Here is a 23,563-nt window from a genome sequence, read left to right as displayed (position 1 = left end):
CTCGACCCATGACGTCCCCTCCCATCGATTCCGCCCCTCACGTCGCGAGCAAGGCGCACGGGATCGATGATGGCGGACATTGGATGCGACTGTCAGTGAGCCACACCGGCGTGGTTCGCCCCTGCGGCCAGTCGGCCGAGCGCCATCAAATCATTGGCAATTGAACGGCCAATCTGCTGACCAGTAAGCTTCTCGACCCACAGCCATTGCCCGTTGCAGTTGCATTCCAAGAATACCGGTTCACCCTGATCCGGAACGATGAAATCGAAGCAGCCAAACTTCAAACCCAGCTTATCCATGTAAGCTTTCATGCGGGACTGCAACTGAGGATACTCTACAGGCTTGTGTGCAAGATTGATCGTGTCGAATCGATAGTCGTCACCTGTGACATCCCCTCGCGGCTCGATCGAGCAGACAAAAATCTCATTGCCGACGCACGTCACCCGCAATTCCGCGCGCTTCGGGATGAACTCCTGGAACAGGGTCGGCATGTGGCCGATCTTATCTTCGAGTCGACGCAACTCATCCACCGACACTCTCCGAGTGAAGAGGCCATATTGGATGATCCCATCGGCTCGATCTTGAGCGACCGAGATGGATCCGAGCGATTTTATGGCTACGTCTCCGTTTACGGATTCAGCAAACTCCAAGGCGCGTTTCGCGTTGTTCGTGACGAGCGATTTCGGCACCGAGAACCCTACTTCTGCTGCGACGCGCAGCTGAACCAGCTTCCGATGCGCAACTCGCGTCCGGAAAGGATTGTTGATCCAGTACGCCCGATCGAGCAGGCCATAAAGACCGAGCACGACCTCTGTCATCTCCGCCTCGACGTACTCGAGCGCCGCGGGATCGAGATCGAAGTGCTGCACAGAGACCGCTTCTGGCTTCCGATACCAGACGGCCGAGATCTCGCGAAGGTCGATCGCCAGGCCGCTGTCGCAGAGCTGAAGCTTGCCTGCACCGTCAGCCGGATCGACATCGATCTCTGCGTTAGTCGCAAGGTCCTCGACGTTCAGCCGAACCCAGGGAACGCCGGCCTCGTCAAAAAACCTCGTCACCGCGCCCACATGCCCGTCACGCCTGCCTGTCACCACCAGTATCATCCCACACTCCATTCCCTCTCCACCGAATGGTGGTCGGGTGGGTAACCGAGGCTACCCACCCTCCCGCCAAGCACTCAGTCGTCCTTCTTCGTGTCCGACTTGGACTGGAAGAACCCTCCGGCACTCTCGTCCTCGCGGCAGGTGCTGAAGTTCCGGCCCGCGAATCGGGTGATCTGGGAGATCGGGTCGTAGACGTGCTCCTCCGGAGCCTCGCCCTCGAACACCACGCTGTACGGCAGGGCGGCCATCAGCGGGATCACGGTCGGCGAGTCGACGACCAGCTTCTCGATGCGCATCGCTTTCTCCTTTGCAACGTCGCCGGCGGCGGGCTTGCCTCCAGTCGACCCGCAAAGCATGCTTCATCCGCTCCGGGCACCGAAATCGTCAATCTTGGGCATGCATGGTCGGACATGGTTGGCTATGCTTAGACGGGGTCGAAGCGCCACCGGAAGCACAATCATGGCAAAAATGCCCGAACGCCGGATCTCTGTTCCGCCGAATTGGTGGCCGAGACTGCATGAAATCGTCCGAAAGCTGTGGTCTGCCCCTATTGAGAGTCAGGACCCCGTAATCCGACGAAAAAAGAAGAAACCGACAGATAGACTCGATATAACCGCGTTTCTAGGCATAAGCCCATCTTCGATCAAGAACTACAAGAACAAGACAGAGATCACGGAGCGGTTGTTTCTACGAATATCAGAGGAATGTGGCTACGACGACTATAGGCTTCTTCTGGATGAGCTCCACGAGCCTCCGCCTTCACGAATGGCCGTGCTTGGACCGATTGCCCAGGCACAATCAAGTCCAGCGACAACGACCGCGAATGCCTCGGGCGACGCCTCTCTCTTCGATGAGCGCTCGGAACTCATCAAAGAATTCAAGGGTGTCGTCTTTCGTCACCGCCGAAGCAATCCAATTCTCATGAGCGAGCTGATTGGGAAAGTCGAAGAGCGGCTTGGTATAAAGTTCGATTCATCAGCATCATTCATCACTGAACTAGGTATAGCTCGATCGTCTGGAGAGTTGGCAGGCTACTTCTTCAACTCCGACATTGCCTTCTTGTCGGTCGAGAAGCACGCTTACAAATTCCGATTGAACACACCTGTCAAAAGGATGATTGGATCTGCGGCTTCGGCCCATATTCCAGACAGATGCGTGATCGGGATCGATGGTGGATCGACCGTCATGCATCTCGTCGAAGAGCTGATCGGGATGATTAAGACGAGGGCAATTCAGAAAGTCGATGTATACACCAACTCCATCGGAGCTGCCGAGAAGATTACGCAAGCGCTCATCGAGCTTGACTACGGGGATGAAGATCGTACCTGCTCCGTCTTTCTGGTACCGGGCTGGTGTCGGCCGAAATCGTATACGGTAATACCGGGGACAAAGCGCTCGAAGGCGGACTCAGTGAGCCAAGTCCAGAGACTAATCAGGACAGGTGTGTTGCCCAACAGGCTGGACTTGGCATTCATAGGGGCAGACGGCGTGCACGGAAAGCAGGGATTTGCCATGAAAGGAGATCTCGAACTCGCAATGAAGCGATATTTCTGTGAGCACTCGAATTCAATCTACTTTCTCATGGAATCGCAGAAGCTGCTCATCCCTCAACCGGAGATGATCCACCCATTTTGTGATAGAATGACCTTGATAACCGACGGCGGGAACCTGGCCACTTTGAAAGTAACCGAGCTTGTCGACGGAATGGCGTCTGCCGGCGTGATCGTTCAACAGGTCGGGCATTCGGGAGGATGACGTCGAGACCTGCCGCCGAAAGCGGCCGGGCAGTCGCGAGCTCAGCCCTCCGTGGCGGTTGGCTCCAAGTCGAATCAGCAGATGCGTCGGTCCCCGGCCCACGGCGGCGCGAGCTGCAGCCACAACGCCTCGGGTCCGAGCTTTTCCTTGATGATCCCGTCAGCCTGGGCCTTGCCGTGCACGGCCCCCGGATCCTTCGCATCGACCTGCTGGCCCCGTGAGAGCTGATCCTGGAGCCGCGTGTCGTCGGCACCATGCGCCTCATCCGGGGGCGCCACCTATGGGCTACTCCCACCTGTGATCGTAGCGCGGCGCGCGCATGGCGGCGATGGCGGCCTTTAGCTGATCGGCCACCTCGAGCCGGCTGGCGGGATCGAGGAAGCGGCCGATCACCACGCGGCTGCCGCGCGAGCTCACCACCAGCCGTTCCTCCTCGGCGTCCCAGTCGACGCGCAGCCAGTAGGCGTCCAGCCGCACCTGCTCGCGCTCGCCGTCAGGGGCGACCCGCTCGACGATCAAGTCCCGGTCGGTCAGGACCAGGGTCTCGCTGCGCCTGGCATCGAGGTAGCTGCGCTTGAACAGCAGCCACAGCAGCAGGACGTCGAGGCCCATGAAGCCCAGCACCGGCCAGGCGCCGAACATCAGCATGGGCAGGCCGATCGCCAGGTTTGCCACCACGGCGACGCGGATCAGCCACTTGAAGCCCTCCGGCGTCAGGCTGCGATAGGGCACCAGCGAGGTGGCGAAATGCACTTCAGGGGCGGATGTTTCAGTCATGCTATGAATCCCTATGGCCCTGATGAAGCTCGCCGTCATCCCGGAATTCTTCGCCCGCCTGAAGAAGGCGATTCCCGAGCCCGAGACCGAGCTCGAGTACGACAATGTCTACCAGCTTCTGGTGGCCGTCGTCCTGTCGGCCCAGGCGACCGACGCCGGCGTCAACCGAGCCACCACGCCGCTGTTCAAGAGGATCAAGACCCCGGCCCAGATGATGGAGCTCGGCGAGACGCGGCTTATCGACTACATCAAGACCATCGGCCTGTTCCGCATGAAGGCGAAGAACGTGATCGCGCTCAGCCGATTGCTGGTCGAGAAGCACGGCGGCGAGGTGCCGCGCGACCATGCCGCCCTGCAGGAGCTGCCCGGCGTCGGCCGCAAGACCGCCAACGTGGTGATGAACGTGGCGTTCGGCGAGGCGACCATCGCCGTCGACACCCACATCTTCCGGGTCGGCAACCGCACCGGCCTGGCGCCCGGCAAGAACCCGCTCGAGGTCGAGCTCAGGCTGCTGAAGCGCGTGCCCGAACCCTACCGCCTGCATGCCCATCACTGGCTGATCCTGCACGGCCGCTACACCTGCAAGGCGCGCAAGCCGGAGTGCCCGCGCTGCGTGGTGAACGATCTCTGCCTGTTCAAGGGCAAGACGATTGCTTTCGATGCTGCGGTGTAAGGGCTCGAAAGCTGCTGGCTCTCGAGGCTGGGAGTGTCACTGCGACGTGAGCCCTCTGATGGCCCGGTGGTGCACGGCACCCCCTGCTCGCGAGGCGCAATGCCCTCCGCGTCGGGCAATTGTATCATTGTGGCCGCGCGCTCGCCCCAAGGGACCACGCGGGAGGTTGCGATGAAGACGCTTCGAAGCTTGCTGGGCGAGGCGCCCCTGGCGTGGCTGCTCATCGCTGTTCCAGCGGCCGTTTGGATACATCACGCCCGTCCCCAGGAACCGTTGCTCGGATTCGTGATTGCCTGCATCGCCATCGTCCCTCTGGCCGGCCTTCTTGGCCTTGCCACCGAGAAGCTCGCGTCTCGCGTCGGCGACGCGATCGGCGGCTTTCTCAACGCCACGCTGGGCAATGCCGCAGAACTCATCATCGCCCTCGTGGCGCTGCGCGCTGGCATGCTCGACGTGGTCAAGGCCTCGATCACTGGTTCGATCATTGGCAACCTGCTGTTGGTGCTGGGCGCAGCCTTCCTGGCCGGCGGCCTGCGCCACCCGGTGCAGACCTTCGCGACCATCGGCGCACGCGCGCAGGTCGGCATGATGGCGCTGGCTGCCATGGCCATTCTGATCCCCTCGATCGTCGCCGTCATTGGCGGCGGCAAGTATGTCGCCCAGTCCGTCAACTTCAGCATCGGTGTGTCTGGAATCTTGCTGGTCGTGTACGTGCTGAGCTTGGTGTTCTCGCTGGTGACGCACGCACACCTGTTCAAGAGCGACCACGATACCGTCGAACGCGAGATTCATGGCGCGCGCTGGTCGATGCCGCTCACTGTCGGCGTCATGGTGGTGGCCACCCTTCTGATCGTATGGATGAGCGAAATCCTTGTCGGCACCGTCGAGCATGCCGCAAAGGCCCTCGGACTTTCGAACCTGTTCATCGGCGTCGTCGTCGTCGCCGTGGTCGGCAACGCGGCGGAGCATAGCACCGCTATCCTGGTCGCCATGCGCAATCGCATGGAGCTGGCCATCGGCATCGCCATTGGCAGCAGCACGCAGATCGCGCTGTTCGTGGCACCGCTGCTCGTGCTGCTCAGCCTGGTGATGGCTCCAGCGCCGCTCAGCCTCGCCTTCACCGGTGTCGAGGTGTTCTTGGTGCTGATGGCGACCTTCGTGGCCTCTATCCTGATCGTCGACGGTCGATCCACCTGGTTTACCGGAATCCAACTCCTGGCGGTCTATCTGGTCATGGCGCTCACCGTCTTCGGCGTGCCCTCCTGAAAGACCGGAGGCACGAGGCGGAGCATGCTGCTGCAACTTCTCGTCGGCATCGTGACGAGCGCTATCTGCATCGTGATCCACGCCACTGTGATGACAATCGTCGTCCGCGTGGCCCCGAGGGTTGCGGCGCGGACGGCGTCTCCACCAGCTCTCATGCTGACGACGACCATGGTCGCCACCGTAGGGGTGTTGATGTTGGCTCACATGCTGGAGGTCGCCGTATGGGCCGGGACCTACACGGTCATCGGTGCCGCTCCTGTAGAGGCGGACGCGCTGTACTTTGCTTTCGTCAACTACACCACCCTTGGTTACGGCGACGTCGTTCCGGTGGAGCGCTGGCGGTTGCTCGGGCCTGCGACGGCGATGTGCGGCGTGCTGCTGTTCGGCTGGTCGACCGCTGTGATCTTCGAGGTGTTGCGGAAGGTCCTGGCCTATTCGTGATCCGTCAGACATCCGACGGAAGTTGGCTCAGAGCTTCTTGAGGCCCCTTGCCCTCGAGGGCGGGGTCGTCGGTCGCTTTGCCGTCGCCTTGCCTGATCTTTCCGGCGATTGGCGACGATCAGATGCAACCTCGGTGCTCCGGCGGAATTGAGATGGCATGATTCGAAAGTCTTTGCTGGCGACCGCCCTTGTCCTCGTCTCGTCAATGGCGGCAGCCCAAGGTCGCGACCTTCCGGCATCCCGTGCCGGCCGGGACAGTTCCTGTGGAAAGGGATCCACGCCGATCGAATACAGATGCGCGATGGTGATCCCGGAGATCGTAATTTACGGCCGCATGTCGGATGACGGGCCGGGCTACGATACGCAGGGCAACCCGATCGATCGCCACGGCAATATCGTAGCGACCCGCAGCGGCCGGACCGGCTCGATCCGCGAAGTCTTCGCAAACGAACCGCGCCGGTGATGCCGGCCGGCCACCGGGCAGTCGAGACCGCCTTGGCCCATCGTTAGCCAAATAGGGCACGTGGGCCAGATCGCCGGTGCCGCGGCAACCGCGGGCGTCTTGTCGGCCTTCCTTGCATACCTACGCGCCGACGGCGGGCTTCACCGGAATCGATGCGGCAACCGCGGGCGTCTCGTCGGCCTTCCTTGCATTCGCAGATTGCCCGCAATGGCGTAGACTGGCGCCAAGCGGAAGGAGACCGGCGATGAGCTTTCGACCGAAACACCTGGGCCACGTCAACATCTACGTGCGCAACGCCGAACGTTCGAAGCAGTGGTACGAGGATGTGCTCGGCCTGCACTGCTATCATTACCGCCCGGGCTGGGCGGCGTTCCTGTCGGCCGACAAGGACAAGAGCCACGAGGTGGCGTTGATGCAGGTCGGCGACGACGCCCACGGCCCGATGAAGGGTCAGGTCGGCCTCAATCACATGGCCTGGATGCTGGAGAGCCTCGACGACCTGAAAGAGGCCTACTACCGGCTGAAGGACCGGCACATCCCGATCGACGTCGTGGCTGACCACGGCATCTCACTGGGCATCTATTTCCGCGACCCCGACGGCAACGGTGTCGAGGTGTCGTATGAGCTGCCGCGCGAGCAGTGGCCGCGCCAGGACAGCGTGTTCGCCTCCGACATGGTCGGCCGCGGCTGCTTCCCGGGACCCTGGGATGCCGAGGTGAAATCCCGCGTGAACCCCGTACCGGCGCCAGCCGAGTAGCGTAGATGTAGCGCCGGCATGAGAGATTGCGCCCGCAACATAGGGCCGCGGTCGGCCGGCACTCAGGCGGAGCTTGCCGGAATCGGGCACTCGGCCGGCGCCGGCGGAATCTCGCTGGTGACCGGCGGATCGGGATAGTACTGCGTATCCTGCTGGACCTGTTGGGCGAGCTTCGTGCCGCCCAGCAGGTCGATCAACTTCAGGGCCGCGTCCAGCCCCGAGGCGACGCCGCCGGCCGTCAGGCGATCGCGGTCGTGGACAAAGCGGGGATGGCCTGGCGCAACAAGCACCTTGGGAAAGCGTTGGGGGAAGCAGGACGTAAATGCCCAATGGGTCGTCGCCTGGTAGCCGTCCAGCGGCCCTGCCGCAGCCAGCAGCATCGCACCGTCGCACACCGAGCACATCATGCGCGCGCGGGATGCCTGCTGCGTCAGGAAGCCAAGGCCTCGACGCAAATCCTGACTTGCACGGGGGCAATCGGCAAGACGAGCCCGGGCGGCGCCCAGACGCCTCGCGCGCATCATATCGGGGGTGTCTGCACGAGAAAGGCCGCGCATACCCTGGACGCACGATGCCGTCAGAAGGCATGCTGCGTCCGCCCGGAAAGTGAGTGCATGACCTCGATTGTCCGACGCGCTTTCATCACCACGCTTCTGCCCGTGGCAGTCGGACTGCCATCCGTCGTCCGCGCGCAAGCCAGCCCGCAGGCGAGCGGCGCCGTCACGGTGTTCGAGAACGTGCGCATCTTCGACGGCAGGAGTGCCACGCTCTCGCCGCCGGCAAATTTCCGTCAGCTCACCGATTTACCGCGGACGCTCGGCGGCCCGCCCAGCCGGATGGAGCAGCTCGGCGGCGCCATGGTGGCCGACAGCCCGGACGAGGTGCGCCTGCGCACGCGCGAGCAACTCATGCAGGGCGCCTCCCAGGTCAAGTTGACGGCGGGCGGCGGCGTATCGTCACCCTTCAGCCCGATCGACGTGGCGACCTTCACCGAGGCCGAGCTGCGGGCGGCTGTCGAAGCGGCCGAGAGCTGGGGCAGCTACGTCGCCGCACATGCCTTCACGCCGGTTGCGATCCAGCGATCGATTGCCGCCGGCGTGAAGTGCATCGAGCACGGCATGCTGATGGACGAGACCACGGCCAAGCTGTTCGCCGAGAAGGGCATCTGGCTCAGCATGCAGCCGCTGCCCGAAGGTCTTCGACTGGGCTTCCCGGAGGGTTCGGTCCAGCGGGCCAAGGCGGAGGAGGTCTGGCCCGGCATCGCCAGAACCTACGAATTGGCGAAGAAGTACAAGATCAGGACGGCGTGGGGCACCGACGTGCTGTTCTCCGCCGCACTGGCGCAGCAACAGGGCGCCATCCTGGCCTCGCTTGCGCGCTGGTACACGCCCGCCGAAGCGCTGATCATGGCGACCTCGACGAATGCCGAGCTGCTGGCGCTCTCCGGCCTGCGCAATCCCTATCCCGGAAAGCTCGGTGTCGTCGAGCCGGGGGCGCTCGCCGACCTGCTCCTGGTCGAAGGCAACCCCCTGGAAAACATCGACATCGTGGCCGATCCCGGCAAGAATTTCGTCGTCATCATGAAGGATGGCAGGGCCTACAAGAATTCCCTGCCCAATTGAGTCTTGATCCAACGTCAGCGTGATCCAAACCGGCGCGCGCACTCGGGCAAAAGGGGGAGATGACCATGCGGTGGGTTCATACGGCGATCATCGTTCTGTTCGTGGCCGCCACGCTCATCTTCCTGGTGCAGAACCGGGAAATCGTATCGATGGATTTTCTCGGCCTCAGCGTGCGGGCGCCGCTCGCCGTGATCGCAGCGTGTTTCTATGTGCTGGGCGCAATCACGGGCGGGAGCGCCTATGCGCTGCTGAGGCGCTCCGTGCAGTCGGCCCGTGCACCGACGGCTTCGTAATCTCCAACGAGTGCCCGGGTCGCATTCGCCGAGGGCGAATGCGCAGACAAAGCCGGCGAAGGCAGTCGCCTGAGGCGAGGTCGGTCCGCGGCCGGGAGCTGAGACACGCAGCAGGACCCACAGGCCGCGTTACGCCAGGCGCTGCCGACCAAGCTCCCTCAGAATAGCGTCGAGCACATCGTCGAGATGCCTGCCGACGTCCTCGGCCAGGAACCGCAAGACGAAGTAGCGGTTCTCCTGCAGCAGCCGGTCTTTGCGACGGTCGCGGCGATAGGCGTCGGCCTCGCCAAGATGTTGCGCGCCGTCCAGCTCGATCGCCAGGCGCGCGTCGGCACAGAGCAGGTCGACCTCGAGGCCTCCGCCCGCATCGAAAGCGATCGGCAGCCGCTCGTTGAGGCGGAATCGCCCCTTGGTCTCGGCCATCGTCTCGAGCCGACGGAACAGGAATGCTTCAGTCGCGCTGCGCGCGCGATCGGCGCCGTCTGCGTCCGCGTGCACGATGCGAGTCGTGTGGAGAAACAAGGTCGCGAGCGGCGTGTCGAGGCCGTCGCGCACGAGCCGTCGCACGCTTCCCGAGTAGTCCCGCTTCCAGACCGGATCCGCAGGCAGGACGACGTCTGCGGGCCAGCCGGGAATCGCGCTGGCTGGCAGTACAACCGTATAGCCGATGGCCTCGTAGCCGCGACAGCGCCGGTCGAACATTCGCGCCAGCATTGGCGCCTCGAGGTCGGCATAGTCGTAGATCTGCACCTCGCGCTTGCCGTCGAACAGGCGGTGGAGTCTACCCGCATACTGCGCGACCGTGCCGCGCCATGACACCGGCAGCGTCAGAAACAGCGTGTCGAGACGCGGATCGTCAAATCCCTCTCCGACGAGCTTGCCCGTGGCGATCAAGACCCGCTCTTCGTGGGCCGGGATCGCCGCGAGATTCTCGGCGACCGCCTTGCGTTGCTTCCCACCCATCCCTGAACGCAAGACGACGACGTGACGAACGTGCGGCTCGAGCGCCTGCGCCAGCAGGTCGAGATGCTCGGTACGCTCGGTGAGAACCAGCGGCGAGCGTCCGGCCCGGACGCAGACCACGACGTCCTCGCAGATGCGGCGTGTGCGGGCGCGATCCTCGATCAACGCCTGATAGAGCGCCTGAAACTCCAAGCGCTTGTCGGCTTCCGGAGCCTTGAGCGATCGGAAGGCGGTCGGCTGCACGAGCACCTTGTGCTCGAAAGGCCGGGCGGCCGCTTGCACGCGCGCATCGACGCGATGTCGAACCGGCCCGCACTGCATGAAGATGATCGGGTGATGGCCGTCCTTGCGCGCAACCGTGGCCGACAGCCCCACCACGAAACGAGCCTTGGCCTGCCGCGCCACCTGCTCGAAGCTGCGCGCCGACAGGTGGTGGCATTCATCGACGATGAGCTGGCCGTAGTCCGCCACGGAATCATCGACAATCCCCTTTCGGACCAGGCTCTGGACGACAGCGACATCGACCAGCCCGGTCGGTCGGCGCCTGCCGCCGCCGACTCGGCCGATCGCTTCTGGCGGCAGGCCCAGGAACATCGCGAGCCGCTCGATCCACTGGTCGAGCAGCTGTCGGCGATGGACGAGCACCAGCGTGCTCACGCGACGTTCCGCGATCAGCCATGCACCGATCACCGTCTTGCCGAATGCGGTCGTGGCCGCCAGCACGCCGGAGTCATGCGCCAGCATCGCCTCGGCAGCCACCCGTTGCTCGGGCCGCAGCTGTCCCTGGAAGCTCGCCGCGAGCTGTTTGCCGCCGCAGCGCTCGTCCCGAATCGTCGCGTCGATCTTCAGATCGCCAAGCGTCCGCAGCGTCTCCTCGAGGCAGCCTCTCGGCAGGCCGATATGGTGCGAGAAGTCCTCGGCGCAGGCCACGATGCGCGGCGTGCCCCAGGTCGAGAGCCGCAGCGCCTGCGCCTGGTAGAAGGCGGGGTTCTGAAACGCTGCGAGGCGCAGCAGCCTGTTTTGCACCGCCGGGGGCAAGCCTTCCTTGGCGATGTAGATCTGGTTGCCGAGCAGAGCTCGATCGACCTCGGCAGGTCGCCGACGATCGGCGGCGTCCTGGGGCGTCGCGACGGCGGCATGCTCCAAGGCTCACGCTCCTCGTCCTCTTGCGGCGGCAAGCGCACGCCCAGCACGCGGCCGGCGCGCTCGGCAACCTGGACCGTTGCCTCGATCGACTCGCGACCGAGCCTGCGCACGCTCGAAAGAAAGGCCCACTGATCCGTCCAGGGATCGAGGCCGTCGTCGAGAAACACGCTGTTTCCCTGGTCCCGCGGCGCTTTCTGCAGCGGCAAGGCGATCAGATTGCCGAAGCCTCCCTGCGGCATCGTATCCTGGTTCGGAAAGAGCCTGTCGTACGAGTCCAAGCCCAGCTCCGGCCGCCGCTCCATCGTCTCCGTCAGCACGTGGGAGCCGAGCCGGCGGGCGAGCGCCGCTGGCACGGGCTCCTCGAAGAAGAGCCACAGATGAGCGCCCTGCCCGGAGCGCGAGCGCTCGAGCGTGGCCGGAAGGTTCAGACGCCGGCAGGTCTCGAGACAGGCAGCTGCATCCTTCAGCCAGCCGCTCTTGTCGAAATCGACAGCCAGGAACCAGCAGGTCTCGGCCGGCAGCAGCGGATAGACGCCGGCGACGAATGGCTCGCCGTTGGCATCGACGCCCGAAAGATGCCAGCGGACGACATCGTCCGTGAGGGGAAGAAATCGACGATTGACGCATTCGGCGCATTTGACGCGCGGTTTCTCGCAGATTCCGCGAACCCATTCGTTGGCGCAGGCTGGCGCATAGCCGCACCTGCCCGTCCTGCGGTTCTCGTAGCGGCGCGCGTAGACATCCTCGCGACCGCGGAACAGCGCGCGGTACAGCCCGATCTTCGCCGCGACCGGAGAGCGGCGGTCAATCGTCGAGGTCCGGTCCATGACGCGAATGGTTCGGTTCACCCTCCTGCTGGTGCGGTACATCTCCGACCATGCGTCGGCCCTCGAACCGCGGCGGGCGCCGGAGAACGGCGCCGAGCTACTCCGACAGGATCAGGGTACTATACTGATCCGAGAATATCCATCCACATTCTCCATCAGCCGGTTGAGAGCAAAACGGGACGGACGCTGCGGGGAGGCAGCTCTCATGACCTGACGACGATCTCGCGAGCCAGCAGCGAGACGATACATTCGGCCGTTCTCATATGGAAAGCGCATCGTGCAGCGACTGCGCCTTGGTCGTTTGCTGCACTTGCTAAAGTGAGGCCGCTCGAAGCATCCGGTTCAGGCTCTCGGCTATCCCGGAACGCCTGTCCTCGCTTCGACGCCCGCGATCTTGAACACCGTCCTGCTGCCGTCGTCCGCTATGGTGCGGAAGATCAGGGCCTGGATGTCCTTGCGACGCACCTGGATGACCACGTGCTGGAGGCCGGGCATGGCAGCCAGCACACGTTCGGGCACGATGAATTTCGAGTGGTCCTCGCCGCAAGCGACGATGCCCAGGGCGCCTTCGACGACCTCGACGGCGATGCCCACGGTGAGCTGGTCGTCGGCGTTGCTCGGCTCCAGGGCCAGCGAGAGAGCGTAGCTCCAGCGGTCGGTGGAGGTTTCGACAGGAACATCGAGGACCTCGCGCAGGTCGACGCGGCGCGGCGCGTCCGGCTTGGCGTTCGAGCGAAAAAGCCGGTTCCACAGCGTCGAGCTCGGCGCCGACGCCTGGCGCAACATTGCGCCATTCAGCAGATCGGTGCCTTTCACGAATGACCGGCCAAGCGGCGTGCCGCCGGCCGCCATGTGCTCGTCCACCCGGGCGGGCGGCGGAAAGATCAGTTCCATGGAGGCGCCGCTGGCCAACCCGGCAAAGGCCGCTTCGCTGCGTTGCAGGACGTAGTTGTCGTAGCGATCGAGCGTCAGCGCCTTGCGATAGCCGCGCCGGGCCAGCCACGCGAGCGTCTCGGCCGGGCTCTGGTCGCGCTTGGCCAGCGCGTGATTGAGCTCGATGACGATCACCGGGTCGTGCTTCAGCAAGGTCTGCTCGGCGCCTCGCAGGACCTCGAAGTCGAAGCTGTCGACGTCGATCTTGAGGCAATCGACGCGCTCGATCCCCTGCTCGCGCACGAAGTCGTCGAAGCGGTAGAACGGGTAATCCTTGACCTCGCCCTCGCTGCCCCAGATGCGGAAGATGCGCTCGTTCAGCTGTCCGGTCTTGGCGCCCAGCGCCACCTCGTGGACGACGGCGTTCTCGATCTTGTTGTGGGCGAGGTTGGCGCGCAGCATGTCGACCGTCTTGGTCGGCTCGAAGGCAAACACCCGGCCGGAAGAGGCGAGCTGCGCGAACAGGATCGTATAGTAGCCGACGTTGGCGCCGACATCGAAGATCCACCAGTCCGGCCGGACATGCTCGACGAACCAGCGCTTGGTCTCCTGCTCGCACAGAGGATAGTAGTCGCGAAACTCCTCGTAGAAGGCAACCAGCTCGATCGGCGGCCGCCCCGGAATGGCGGTCAGGATGCGTTCCGAACCGTCGGACATGTCACGCCGACGGGCTGAGCAGGAACTTGTACGCGACCAACAGGCCGAGCGCCGCCCATAGCACCAGGGATTGGATGTAGAAGATGTTGGTCATCATCTTGTACTGCATGTAGCGAAGCGCCACCGACGAATCCAAGAGGAAATCAGCCATCACGTTGGAAGCCTCGGATTTCGTCAGGTCCGGGAAATCGCGCGCCATGGCAAAATTGCCGATTGTCGCGACGGTCGAGCTCAGGAAGGCGAGCACCGCTACAGCCCAGATCGCGCCGGTCACGCCAGGACCTCCCTCATGATCGACCCCTCCGTCTTGCAACAGGCGCTTGTCATTGCCTGCCCATCGGCTTTAGTCTTGGCTTGCGCATGCTCCCGAGGCCGACCACGGACGTGTAGCGATCGCGCAGACGGGTCAGTCGCCCCTTCGCGGTTCTTGCGGCGACCGGCGGCCCGGCCAGTACCTGCGTGCTGAACGGGTTGATGTTCGCCGCGACATAGTCGGTGAACAGCCGCGAATAAGGATTGTTGATGACATTGACGCCGATGAACCGGCGCGGCACGTGCTGGCCGGCCGGGCGGGTCTCGGCCTCGGTGGCAGCGGCGAGACGGAACAGGCGCTCGACGATCTTCAGATGGGCTTGGTCAAGCGGGCTGGCGCGCCGGCCGGTTCGCACCGGGTCGTGCGTCTGTTGCGAGGCGAAGCCGAACTCGACGATGAACAGGCCGGCGCGCCCGACCAGATCGACGAACGGCGCGATCTCGAGGCCAGCCGGCGGGGCCGTCTCGCGCTGCTGGCACTCGATCGGCACCTGGACCGGCGAGGTGAACCCCATGGCCTGCCACGCCGTCGCGAAGCGCTCCAGGAACTCAGGGCGGGCACCGATCAGCATCACGGTCGTCTGTCGCGGATAGGTCAGGACCTGATCGCAGACGAACGGCAACGTATGCAGCAGGTCGTAGGAAAGATCCTCGTAGTGGATGCCATCGAGGGTGCTTGCTGTGTAGGCCGCCGTGGCCGGCTCGATCGCCGATCGCACCCCGGCCTGGTAGCGCTGGAACGATGTCTCGCGATCGAGGCGGATTTCCTCGATGGTGACATCGGGCCAGCCCCAGCGATCCGCCTGGTTGGGCAAGTAGGGCGTGGTCACGTCCCAGACGAAGCGATGCTCGTCGTTCATCCGGGTCGCGCGGCCCTTGTTGTTGGCGGCAGCGACTCGCGTGTGGTCGCAATGGTAGCCGAACACCTTGTCGATCAGCGTGTCGACGCGGCCGCGCAAAAGGGCCAGCCGGACTGCCAGGTTCGAATCGCAGTGCCAGCCCAGAATCATGTCCTCATCGAATCCGTGGATGGCAAACAGGTCCTGGCGCAAGGCGACCTGGAAATCACCCGGCGCGTCGTACTTGACCGGATGGGCATTGTGAATGACCTGGTTCAGCCGGAACTGGATCGACCACTCCCGCAGCTTGGCCAGGTTGCCCGCAGGATCGCGGCGATCGAACGCCCCCTCCCACAGCATCTCGGGAATCTCGAAGCGGGGGAGCTGGTAGAAGCCGTCGGCGGCCGCGGCCAGGATGGTGCTGAGCGACTCGGCCTCGTTGCGCGGCACCAGCAGCATGTCGGTGTTGGTGTAGAGGATCCAGCGGTTGTTCGGGTTGGAGCGCCGCAGCGCCACGTTGCGCGACTGCGCCTCGAGCGCGACCAGGTGCGTCTTCGATTTCAGGTGGGCGTGGTGCTCGGGGCGCACCCGCAGGATGCGCATCGCCTTCTTGGCCCTGTCCGTCAGCGTATCGGCGATCGCCTCGGGAAAGGTCGGATGGTCGTCCGGCGTGTTGTAGTCGACGAACAGGATCTCGTCGGCCGGGTCGGACATCACCTCGGCCAGCGCATTGAAGCTGATCGCCGCCCGCTTGTGCAGGTTGTAGCCGTGGCTGTCGTTGCGGCCGTAGAGGATCACCGAGAACATGGCGCTGCGGGATCGGCCTTACGCGCCCAGCCGCCGCAGCTCATGACGGGCGGCGGCGTGCTCGACCATCACCGGCGGCGCGATCTCGATCAGCTGACCCCAGTGCTGCCGAGCCCGCTCGGCGGCGCCAGCCACGGCAAGGACACCGAGCTGAAACAGCGCTTCGGCCCGGCGGACGGGGTTGTCGGCGCGGGCCAGCACCTCGTCGGGCGACGACCGGCCCGCGTGCAGGGCGAGCAGCGGTCCCGGCCAAGTCGAAGGGACCGCTGCGCCGTCCGCCGGCGCCGGCACTCCATCGAGCCTGGCGCGTGCCGTCCTGAGGTAGAGACGCCAGTAGAGATCGGCCGGTTCGCCTTGGCACGCCCTCTCCAGGGGAGGGACTGAAGCTGCGTAATCGGCGAGCCGCAGCAGAACGCAGGCGCGGGCGGGGGCATTGTCGACCGGCAGCAGCTCCAGTTGCCGGCGCCACTCGGCATCGGCGTCATCGAGGCGACCAAGGACAAGCCGGGCGATGGCGCGGCTGCCGGCGATTTCGGCATTCCCTGGCGCGATCTGCACGGCCTTGTCGAGCTCGGCGAGCGCCTTCTCATGGCGCCCCAACGCCACCAGGGCTTCGCCCCGCAACGCCAGGACATCGGCGAGCTTCGGATCGAGCTTCAGCGCAAACGCGTAGTCCAGCAGGGCAAGCTTGGGGCGTCCGCTCGCCAGGTAGGCATTGCCGCGGCCAAAATAGACGTGCGCCCGGCGCTTCGCCTGGCCGGCCCGGAGGACCTTGGTGTAGGCGGCGATTTCCGCCGCGTATACTCCGCGATTGCGAACGGCAAAGTGGCGATCGGGCATCCCGCGTCGCGCTGAAGGTTCCGGCATTGTCCCCGTTGCGCGATCGCTCAGCGAAACTTGAGCCCACCCGCGCAAATCCCGGACAGCGTCCTGTCCCCGGAGGGCCGCGGTTGGGTTGGCGGGATCGGCTGCGAGGAGCTCGGCGAAAAGCTCCGCGGCGCCATCGAGATCGCCCAGCCGCAGACTTTCATGGGCGCGCACGTGGAGCGCCTCCCAGCTGCACGCGCTGCCTGGAGCGGGCGCGACTGGCATACCGAGGCGATCCACAATCCGCCGCCAACCGTCCAGGACGGCCTCCCAAACCGGCGCCGTCGGCACGAACTTCAAGGCTTGATTCTTCAGCACGTGCAACTGTCTCGGATCTTATCCGTCCAACACCCTTACACTACACTGCTCGCCGCCCAACGCGAGCGGCAAACAGATGTGTTTTCCTGGCTGTGGGCACTCGTCCGGCTCCGGGGCGATCTGCGCGTCGCCCACCCTTGCCCAGCCGGTGCCTGTGTAAATCATGGTCGGGCAAAACGCGACAACTACCGTACCGCACGTGCTTGCCCAGGGGTGAACGCCTGACCTTGTTGTTCCTCGCGTCCACTTTTGGCATCCATCAGGTGAGCGCCGGGAGCCCGTTCATGCCCTTTCTCCGACGTGACCGCCCTCGACATGACCAGCGGGCGGCGCCGTCGCTTGGCGATATCGTCCGTGCAGGCTGACCGCGGCATCTTCTATGGCTGGCGGGTCGTCGCCGTCTGCTTCGTCGTCGCCTCTTTCGCCTGGGGACTAGGCCTGTTCGGCTCGAGCGTCTACCTGCAGGCGGTCACCGCGGCGCACGGCTGGCCCGTCGCGGAGGTCGCCTCGGCGATCACGCTGTTCTTCCTGGTGAGCGCCGCCGTGCAGCGCCTTGTCGGACGCAGCATCGACCGCTGGGGGCCGCGACCGGTGCTGGCGCTGGGTACGCTCAGCATCGCCACCGGGGTGGTCCTGATCGGCCAGGTGCGGGCGCCCTGGCAGCTTTATCCCTGTTTCGTGCTGGTCGGCATCGGCTGGTCGGCGCTGTCGACCACCGGCCTGGCGGCGACCGTGGCGCCGTGGTTCGAGCGTCACCAGGGCCGGTCGATCACGCTCGCCATCATGGGCGCCAGCGTCGGCGCGATCGCCGGCGTGCCGCTGCTGCTGCTCGCGCTCGAGCGGCTCGGCCTCGGCGCCGGCCTGGCGGCGGCCGGGCTCGCCGCGGCATGCGTGCTGCTGCCGCTCATCGGCTGGGTTCTGCGCTTTCGCGGGCCGGCCGACCTCGGCCTGCGGCGCGACGGCGATTTGCCGCTGAAGGGCGAGTCGACGCTGCCCGTCCCCCCGGCGATCGCCTCGCCTGCCGGCCGGCGCTCCCTGCTATGGAGCGCCGCGGCAGGCTTCGCGCTCGGCCTTACCGTACAGATCGGCTTCATTACGCATCACCTCGCCCTCGCCGCCCCGGCGCTGGGCGCCACCGGCGCCGGCCTGCTGGTCAGCGCGACGGGCATGACGGCCTTCGCCGGACGCCTCGTGCTGGCGCGCATCGTCGACCGGGTCGACCCGCGCCGATTGGCGGCCGTCATCATGGTGATGCAAACGATGGCGCTGGCGGCGATCACGCTCTCGCCCGCGGCCTCCGTGCTGGTCGTCGCCAGCCTGGTCTATGGCTATGGCATCGGCCATGTCACGACGCTCGGGCCCGTGGTCGTTCGCCGAGAATTCGGTGCCGCCGCCTTCGGCGCCACCTACGGCAGCGCCGCCACGGTGATCCAGGTCGTCTCCGCATTCGGACCAGCCCTGTTCGGCGTGCTGCGCGACGCGCTCGGCGCCTACCCGGTGGTTCTCGGCGCGGCGGCGCTCACCACGACGCTCGGCGCCGTCATTCTGACGTTGGGCAGGCAAAAGCCAGCCGGCCGGTCGTGACGGCGCGCGAGCCTTTCGGGGCATAGCAGCCCGGCTGCCGTCGTGCCTGAATGCGGCCGTCCCCGCCGGCGACGGATCACTCCGGCTCGATGCCCGCCGCCTTGGCAATCTCGCTCCAGGTCTGGAGCTCGCGCGACACGCGCTTGGCGAAGTCAACCGGCGGCTCGCCGCCCGCCTCGCTCGCCAGATCGCGGATCTTGGCCTTGACCTCGGGCTCGGCCAGGACGGCCACGACGTCGTCGCGCAGCCGCTCGGTGAGCGCCGGCGGCAGGCCGCGTGGCGCGAACAGCGAGAACCAGGCGGATTGGTCGACCCCCGGCGCGCCGATCTCGGCCATGGTCGGGATGTCGGGCAGCTCGGCGAGGCGCTTGCCGCTGCTCACCGCCAGCATGCGCAGGGTGCCGGCGCGATGCTGCGCCATTACCGTGAGCGGGCTGGTGAAGCCGACCGGGATGTGGCCGCCCGCCAGCTCCTGCATCATCGGCGCGGCGCCCTTGTAGGCGACGTTCTCGATCTTGAGCCCGCTGCGCAGCCGGAACAGCTCGCCGATCAGCCGCGTCGTGTTCTCGGTGCTGCCGAATGTGTACTTGCCGGGATTGGCGCGCGCCGCCGTCATGAACTTCTCGGGCGTATCGAAGCCGGCCTTGGGTGAGCCGACCAGCGCGATGACGCCCAGCACCAGGGTCGTCACCGGCGTGAAGTCGCGCTCGGTGTCGTAGGGCAGGCTCTTGTTCGTGAACGGGTTGATGGTGTGGGCGCTGGTCATCACCAGCAGCGTGTAGCCATCGGCCGGCGCCTTGGCGACGATGTCGCTGCCGAGAATGCCGCTTGCCCCGCCCTTGTTGTCGATGACGACGGTCTGCTTCCAGCGCTCGGCCAGCCGCGGCATGATCAGGCGCGCCACGAGATCGGTGCCGCCGCCGGCCGGGTAGGGCACGACCACGCGCACCGGCTTGGTGGGGAAATCCTGCGCTCGCAGGACGGCCGGCGCCGTCGTGGCGAGCGCCAGCGCGCCAGCTGCAAATCCGCGCCGGTTGATTCGTCTCGCTTTCATTGTTGCGTCCTCCCAGCCCGCGTGTTGGCGGAGACACTAGGGGCAGGCGCGGCAAGGTCAAGGATCGGGCTAGGCCTTGGGCGGATCGCGATTGCCGAGGATGAGCCACGCCGCCCGCATCGCGCTTCTCGTACAGGACCTTCGACGAGCCTCCCTGCGATCTGCGGCGTGACGGCGCCTGCCAAAATCCTGTTGCGGACCTATAGGCCCGTTTGTAGGATGGTCCTACCAACGGTCCATCCGGTCTAACCCCAATGCGCATCGATCTCGCCGCCGCCGATCAGGCGATCTCGGAAACCCGCAAGAGCCTGGAAGCGTCAGGCTTCAGCGTCGCCTGCGCCGACACGGGCGGCGTGCTGACGATCTCGCTGACGGCCGGGCCGGAGGCTTGCGCTGACTGCCTGGTGCCGCGCGCTGTGCTGGAATCGATCGTCGGGCGGGAGCTGGCGGAACGCGGCGTGCAGACGCTTGGCATCAGAGTCGTCTATCCCGCCGATCTCGCCCAGCACGACGGCTGACGCGATGAAGGAGGTCCATCTCCTGCCGGTGCCCGAGCGCATCGACGTCGCCGATCTCGACCAGGCCGTCGAGCTGTTCTTCGAGAAGGAATGGACGGACGGCCTGCCGATCGTGCCGCCGACCGAAGCGCGCGTCGCGGCGATGCTCGCCGCCGTGCCCGACCGTGACCCCGGGGAGGTCGTCGGCACGGTGCCGCCGCGCTGGGCCGAGGCCACGGTGCGCATCTGCGCCGTCAACGCCGTCATGGCCGGGTGCCTGCCGCAGTACATGCCGGTGCTGCTGGCGATCGTCGAGGCGGCGGTCGATCCGACCTTCAATCTCGGCGGCATCCAGGCCACCACCCATGTCGCCGCGCCGCTGATCGTGATCAGCGGGCCCAGCCTCGGCGAGATCGGCATCAACGCCGGCTACAACGTCTTCGGCCAGGGCTTCCGCGCCAACGCCACGCTCGGCCGCGCGCTCCGCCTCATCATGACCAACGTCGGCGGCGGCCGCCCGGGGGAGGCCGACCTCTCGCAGTTCGGCCATCCCGGCAAGTTCAGCTTCTGCATCGCCGAGAACGACGCGGCGAGCCCGTGGGAGCCCTATCGCGTCGAGAAGGGGTTTCAGCCCGACGACACCATCGTCACGCTGTTCTCGGCCGAAGGCCCGCACAGCGTCACCAATCACGTCGCGACCGACACGTTCGGCGTCGGCCAGTCGATCGCGAGCTGCATGTCCTCGCTGGGCAGCAACAACGCCTACGGGATGGGCGAGGTCGTGGTCGTCGTCGGTCCCGAGCACGTCGCCTTCTTCGCCGCCGAGAAATGGTCGAAGGACGATCTGCGGCTCTACCTCTACCAGAAGGCCCGCAATCCGATCGGCAAGCTGATGTTCGAGCGCCGCTACGGCTCCTTCTACAACCGCATGTGGCCCAAGTGGTTCGACCGCCGGCGCGACGCCGAGGAAGTGCCGGTCGTGGTGCGGCCCGACGACATCCACATCTTCGTGGCCGGTGGCCCGGCCGGCCGCTTCTCCATGGTCGTCCCCGGCTGGGGCGGGCTGGGCGGCCGCAGCGTGATCAGGAAGGTGCGGTGGTCGGCGCGCTGAGCCCAGGCGCGCACGCACCTCGAGGCTATCGGGCAGAACCAGGATTGTCGGGAGGAACGATGTCGATTTCGGTTTACACCCCTGTCGGAAACGTCGTGAAGCGCGAGTTCGATCTGGCGCCGCGGGTCAGGACGCTCGACGGCCTGGTGCTCGGGCTGCTCGACAACAACAAGTGGAACGCGCAGCGGTTGCTGCGCCAGCTCGACGTCGATCTGCGCGCCCGCTTCGACATCAAGGACGTGGTCTACCGGCGCAAACCCTTCTTCTCGCGTCCGGCGCCGCTTGAGATGATCGAGGAGATGACGGCGGCCGACGTCGTCGTCACCGCGCTGGCGGATTGAGGATCCTGCACTCTGAGCAGTGTGCTCGACTCCTCCAGGCTTGAAAAAGCCGGCGTGCCGACTGCCGCGGTGATCACCGAGGTGTTCAGGCGCGAGGCCGCCTACCAGGCCGACACGTCCGGCATGCGCGGCTTCCAGCCGATCGTGGTGGCGCATCCGACATCGCACCTGCCGGAAGACGAGATCAAGGCGCTGGCGACCAGCATCGTCGATCGCGTGCTGGCGGTGCTGCTGAAGCCATGAACACAGGCGGCCCCTTCGGCATCGGGCAGGGCAGGCGGCTCGATCTTCTGCTGCACCCGCATTCCATCGCCATCGTCGGCGTGTGTGACAACAAGTGAACGACAACAAGACAGGGAGGAAGCGATGAGGCGCTGGCAAGACCGGGCAAGGACGCTCGGTGTCGTGACGACCGCGCTGGCGAGCTTGCTGGCAGGCCTATCGGCAGCGGCGCAGGATTTTTCCGCCAAGCCGATCTCGATCATCGTCGGATTCGGCGCCGGCGGCGCCACCGATACCTTGACGCGACTGGTCGCGCAGCGCCTCGGCGAGAACCTGAGGACGCCGGTGATCGTCGAGAACAAGCCGGGCGGCAACCAGACCATCGCCATCCGCCTGTTGAAGCAGGCGCCGGTCGACGGTCATACGCTCTATATGGGCACCGGCAGCTCGCTCGCGCAGTATCCCGCGCTGCGCAAGGACCTGCCCTACAGGCCGCTGGAGGATTTCAGCCTGATCTCCATGCTGGCGCTGCAGCCCGGCCTGCTTTGCGTCAAGCCCGGGGCGCCGTGGCGCACCGTCAAGGAGCTCGTCGATCACGCAAGGGCCAACCCGGGCAAGCTCAACTACGGCTCGCAGGGAGTCGGTTCGGCAAGCCACCTGGCGATGGAATATTTCATGGCCCGGACGGGGACCAGCCTGACCCACATTCCGCTGAAGTCGGACAGCGACATCGGCCTCGAGCTGGCCGCCGGCCGGCTCGACGTTTCCTTCATGACCACCCTGGCGGCGATTCCGCTGGCGCAATCCGGGCGCCTCGACATCCTGGTGACGACCAGCCGCCGGCCGCTGCCGACCCTGCCGGACCTGCCCGACCTCGCCGCGGCTGGCGTGCCCGGGCTGGAGGGTCTCGATCCCTTCACTTTCTACGGCATCGTCGGCGCGCGCGGCATTCCGGTGGAAACGGTCACCCGCCTCAACCAGGCGATCGTCCAGATCGTGGACGACCCGGCCTTCGCCGCCGAGATCCGCAACAACCTCCGCATCGAACCCTTCGCGACGTCGCCGGCGGGCTTCCGCGACCTCGTGCGGCGCGAGACCGAGAAATGGTCGGAGATCGCCACCAAGGTTAAGCTCGACGCCAACTGACGGTTGGCCTCCAGACCCGTGACGGCACGATGAGCGACGCTCCGGCATTTTCCCCTGTCCAGACCACGCGTGTCTTCGAGGAGATCGCCTCGCAGGTGCGATCCCAGCTCGCGAGCGGACGCCTGCGGCCGGGCGATCGCCTGCCATCGGAGCGCGACCTCGCGCAACAGCTCGGCGTCGGCCGCAACTCGGTGCGCGAGGCGCTGCGGGCGCTGGAGGTCTCGGGCATCCTGCGCCTGCACAAGGGCGGCGCCGGCGGCGCCTTCATCGCCCAGCCCTCGGGCGAGGTCATCGTGAGCGCGATGCAGGACATGTATCAGCTCGGTGCCGTGACGCCGCAGCAATTCACCGAGGCGCGCATCGGCCTCTCCGATCTCGTGGTGCGGCTCGCCTGCGAGCGCTACACCAACGACAGTCTCAACCAGCTCGAGGCCAACCTCGAGGCGGCGACACGGGCCAGCGAGCGGCAAGACTATGTCAGCCGCGCCCGCATCAGCCTCGAGTTCCATCAGATCCTGGCCGGCGCGACCGGCAATCCTCTGCTGATGGCGATGACGGCGGGAATGCTGCAGATCATGCAGCATTTCATCAGTCGCCTCGGCGCACCGAGCGGGCCCTACGTGCTGCCCTCGCGCCGCGCCTTCCTCCGCCATCTGCGCAAGCGCGACGGCGTGGCCGCCGCCGAGGAAATGGCCCGCCTGCTGCGCCGCGTCCACAGCTACTACCTGTCCCGGCTGAGCGAGGAGGCGCCGTCGCCGGACCGGCCGGCGCAACAGGCGAATTGAGCCT

Annotated in this window: 25 protein-coding genes and 2 pseudogenes; 15 read left to right on the top strand and 12 right to left on the bottom strand. The window is 65.7% G+C overall.

Annotated features, from left to right (window positions below):
- Positions 1-92: 92 nt before the first annotated feature.
- Together ACILR9_RS21380 and ACILR9_RS21375 are read right to left on the bottom strand one after the other, a co-directional pair.
- On the bottom strand, positions 93-1,103 hold the full coding sequence (locus tag ACILR9_RS21380) for an MvdC/MvdD family ATP grasp protein (RefSeq protein WP_395711979.1): 1,011 nt from the start codon (positions 1,101-1,103) through the stop codon (positions 93-95).
- A 74-nt stretch (positions 1,104-1,177) separates the two neighbouring features.
- Positions 1,178-1,399: a hypothetical protein gene (locus ACILR9_RS21375; protein WP_395711978.1), complete on the bottom strand. Its 222-nt coding sequence runs from the start codon at positions 1,397-1,399 to the stop codon at positions 1,178-1,180.
- Between the two features lie 163 nt (positions 1,400-1,562).
- On the opposite strand from ACILR9_RS21375, the gene ACILR9_RS21370 reads away from it, so the two are divergent.
- Positions 1,563-2,858, top strand: a complete 1,296-nt coding sequence (locus ACILR9_RS21370) for a hypothetical protein (protein ID WP_395711977.1) — start codon at positions 1,563-1,565, stop codon at positions 2,856-2,858.
- Between the two features lie 74 nt (positions 2,859-2,932).
- On the opposite strand, the gene ACILR9_RS21365 is transcribed toward ACILR9_RS21370, so the two are convergent.
- Both ACILR9_RS21365 and ACILR9_RS21360 read right to left on the bottom strand, forming a co-directional pair.
- Positions 2,933-3,136 carry a hypothetical protein gene (locus tag ACILR9_RS21365; protein WP_395711976.1) on the bottom strand — a complete coding sequence of 68 codons (204 nt, stop codon included), beginning with the start codon at positions 3,134-3,136 and terminating at the stop codon, positions 2,933-2,935.
- Positions 3,137-3,143: 7 nt separating this feature from the next.
- The gene (locus ACILR9_RS21360; protein ID WP_395711975.1) at positions 3,144-3,635 is read right to left on the bottom strand and encodes a DUF2244 domain-containing protein; all 492 of its coding nucleotides are present in this window, start codon (positions 3,633-3,635) and stop codon (positions 3,144-3,146) included.
- 13 nt (positions 3,636-3,648) lie between these two features.
- Between ACILR9_RS21360 and nth the strand changes: the two genes are divergently transcribed.
- The 5 genes from nth to ACILR9_RS21335 all read left to right on the top strand — a co-directional run bounded on the left by nth (position 3,649) and on the right by ACILR9_RS21335 (position 7,235).
- Positions 3,649-4,308 carry an endonuclease III gene (nth, locus tag ACILR9_RS21355; protein WP_395711974.1) on the top strand — a complete coding sequence of 220 codons (660 nt, stop codon included), beginning with the start codon at positions 3,649-3,651 and terminating at the stop codon, positions 4,306-4,308.
- 189 nt (positions 4,309-4,497) lie between these two features.
- Positions 4,498-5,574, top strand: a complete 1,077-nt coding sequence (gene cax / locus ACILR9_RS21350; protein ID WP_395711973.1) for a calcium/proton exchanger — start codon at positions 4,498-4,500, stop codon at positions 5,572-5,574.
- A gap of 24 nt (positions 5,575-5,598) precedes the next feature.
- Positions 5,599-6,015: a potassium channel family protein gene (locus tag ACILR9_RS21345; RefSeq protein WP_395711972.1), complete on the top strand. Its 417-nt coding sequence runs from the start codon at positions 5,599-5,601 to the stop codon at positions 6,013-6,015.
- Positions 6,016-6,316: 301 nt separating this feature from the next.
- On the top strand, positions 6,317-6,478 hold the full coding sequence (locus tag ACILR9_RS21340) for a hypothetical protein (RefSeq protein WP_395711971.1): 162 nt from the start codon (positions 6,317-6,319) through the stop codon (positions 6,476-6,478).
- A 244-nt stretch (positions 6,479-6,722) separates the two neighbouring features.
- A complete protein-coding gene (locus ACILR9_RS21335) occupies positions 6,723-7,235 on the top strand; it encodes a VOC family protein (protein ID WP_395711970.1) in 513 nt (170 codons plus the stop codon).
- Positions 7,236-7,297: 62 nt separating this feature from the next.
- On the opposite strand, the gene ACILR9_RS21330 is transcribed toward ACILR9_RS21335, so the two are convergent.
- Positions 7,298-7,690 (bottom strand): DJ-1/PfpI family protein, encoded by a 393-nt coding sequence (locus tag ACILR9_RS21330; RefSeq protein ID WP_395711969.1) that lies wholly within the window; start codon positions 7,688-7,690, stop codon positions 7,298-7,300.
- Positions 7,691-8,017: 327 nt separating this feature from the next.
- On the opposite strand from ACILR9_RS21330, the pseudogene ACILR9_RS21325 reads away from it, so the two are divergent.
- Together ACILR9_RS21325 and ACILR9_RS21320 are read left to right on the top strand one after the other, a co-directional pair.
- A pseudogene (locus ACILR9_RS21325) lies at positions 8,018-8,857 on the top strand (amidohydrolase family protein); the annotation flags it as partial.
- Positions 8,858-8,922: 65 nt separating this feature from the next.
- A complete protein-coding gene (locus tag ACILR9_RS21320; RefSeq protein ID WP_395711968.1) occupies positions 8,923-9,150 on the top strand; it encodes a hypothetical protein in 228 nt (75 codons plus the stop codon).
- A 129-nt stretch (positions 9,151-9,279) separates the two neighbouring features.
- Here ACILR9_RS21320 and ACILR9_RS21315 read toward each other — a convergent pair whose 3' ends face one another.
- From ACILR9_RS21315 to ACILR9_RS21290, 6 genes and pseudogenes are all read right to left on the bottom strand, one after another.
- A complete protein-coding gene (locus ACILR9_RS21315) occupies positions 9,280-11,259 on the bottom strand; it encodes a DEAD/DEAH box helicase family protein (protein WP_395711967.1) in 1,980 nt (659 codons plus the stop codon).
- 89 nt (positions 11,260-11,348) lie between these two features.
- Positions 11,349-12,086 (bottom strand): annotated as a pseudogene (locus ACILR9_RS21310) (TOTE conflict system archaeo-eukaryotic primase domain-containing protein); the annotation flags it as partial.
- Positions 12,087-12,440: 354 nt separating this feature from the next.
- Positions 12,441-13,676 (bottom strand): FkbM family methyltransferase, encoded by a 1,236-nt coding sequence (locus ACILR9_RS21305; protein ID WP_395711966.1) that lies wholly within the window; start codon positions 13,674-13,676, stop codon positions 12,441-12,443.
- A 1-nt stretch (position 13,677) separates the two neighbouring features.
- Complete coding sequence (locus tag ACILR9_RS21300; RefSeq protein ID WP_395711965.1) at positions 13,678-13,950, bottom strand: hypothetical protein; 273 nt, start codon at positions 13,948-13,950, stop codon at positions 13,678-13,680.
- A 49-nt stretch (positions 13,951-13,999) separates the two neighbouring features.
- Positions 14,000-15,634 carry a hypothetical protein gene (locus tag ACILR9_RS21295; protein WP_395711964.1) on the bottom strand — a complete coding sequence of 545 codons (1,635 nt, stop codon included), beginning with the start codon at positions 15,632-15,634 and terminating at the stop codon, positions 14,000-14,002.
- An 18-nt stretch (positions 15,635-15,652) separates the two neighbouring features.
- Positions 15,653-16,474, bottom strand: a complete 822-nt coding sequence (locus tag ACILR9_RS21290) for a tetratricopeptide repeat protein (RefSeq protein WP_395711963.1) — start codon at positions 16,472-16,474, stop codon at positions 15,653-15,655.
- A 699-nt stretch (positions 16,475-17,173) separates the two neighbouring features.
- Between ACILR9_RS21290 and ACILR9_RS21285 the strand changes: the two genes are divergently transcribed.
- On the top strand, positions 17,174-18,403 hold the full coding sequence (locus ACILR9_RS21285) for an MFS transporter (RefSeq protein WP_395711962.1): 1,230 nt from the start codon (positions 17,174-17,176) through the stop codon (positions 18,401-18,403).
- 76 nt (positions 18,404-18,479) lie between these two features.
- Here the strand turns inward: ACILR9_RS21285 and ACILR9_RS21280 are convergent, their stop codons facing one another.
- Positions 18,480-19,457 (bottom strand): Bug family tripartite tricarboxylate transporter substrate binding protein, encoded by a 978-nt coding sequence (locus ACILR9_RS21280; RefSeq protein ID WP_395711961.1) that lies wholly within the window; start codon positions 19,455-19,457, stop codon positions 18,480-18,482.
- A gap of 254 nt (positions 19,458-19,711) precedes the next feature.
- On the opposite strand from ACILR9_RS21280, the gene ACILR9_RS21275 reads away from it, so the two are divergent.
- The 6 genes from ACILR9_RS21275 (at position 19,712) to ACILR9_RS21250 (ending at position 23,559) form a co-directional block, all read left to right on the top strand.
- Complete coding sequence (locus ACILR9_RS21275; protein WP_395711960.1) at positions 19,712-19,975, top strand: hypothetical protein; 264 nt, start codon at positions 19,712-19,714, stop codon at positions 19,973-19,975.
- A gap of 4 nt (positions 19,976-19,979) precedes the next feature.
- The gene (locus ACILR9_RS21270) at positions 19,980-21,065 is read left to right on the top strand and encodes a hypothetical protein (RefSeq protein WP_395711959.1); all 1,086 of its coding nucleotides are present in this window, start codon (positions 19,980-19,982) and stop codon (positions 21,063-21,065) included.
- Positions 21,066-21,124: 59 nt separating this feature from the next.
- The gene (locus ACILR9_RS21265; RefSeq protein ID WP_395711958.1) at positions 21,125-21,406 is read left to right on the top strand and encodes a hypothetical protein; all 282 of its coding nucleotides are present in this window, start codon (positions 21,125-21,127) and stop codon (positions 21,404-21,406) included.
- 54 nt (positions 21,407-21,460) lie between these two features.
- Positions 21,461-21,649 (top strand): hypothetical protein, encoded by a 189-nt coding sequence (locus ACILR9_RS21260; RefSeq protein ID WP_395711957.1) that lies wholly within the window; start codon positions 21,461-21,463, stop codon positions 21,647-21,649.
- Between the two features lie 123 nt (positions 21,650-21,772).
- On the top strand, positions 21,773-22,774 hold the full coding sequence (locus ACILR9_RS21255) for a Bug family tripartite tricarboxylate transporter substrate binding protein (RefSeq protein WP_395711956.1): 1,002 nt from the start codon (positions 21,773-21,775) through the stop codon (positions 22,772-22,774).
- A gap of 29 nt (positions 22,775-22,803) precedes the next feature.
- Positions 22,804-23,559, top strand: a complete 756-nt coding sequence (locus tag ACILR9_RS21250; protein WP_395711955.1) for a FadR/GntR family transcriptional regulator — start codon at positions 22,804-22,806, stop codon at positions 23,557-23,559.
- Positions 23,560-23,563 lie beyond the last annotated feature (4 nt).

The organism is Reyranella sp., from assembly GCF_044224635.1.
In the GTDB taxonomy this organism is placed as follows: domain Bacteria; phylum Pseudomonadota; class Alphaproteobacteria; order Reyranellales; family Reyranellaceae; genus Reyranella.
This window is presented reverse-complemented; position numbering and strand designations above follow the sequence as displayed.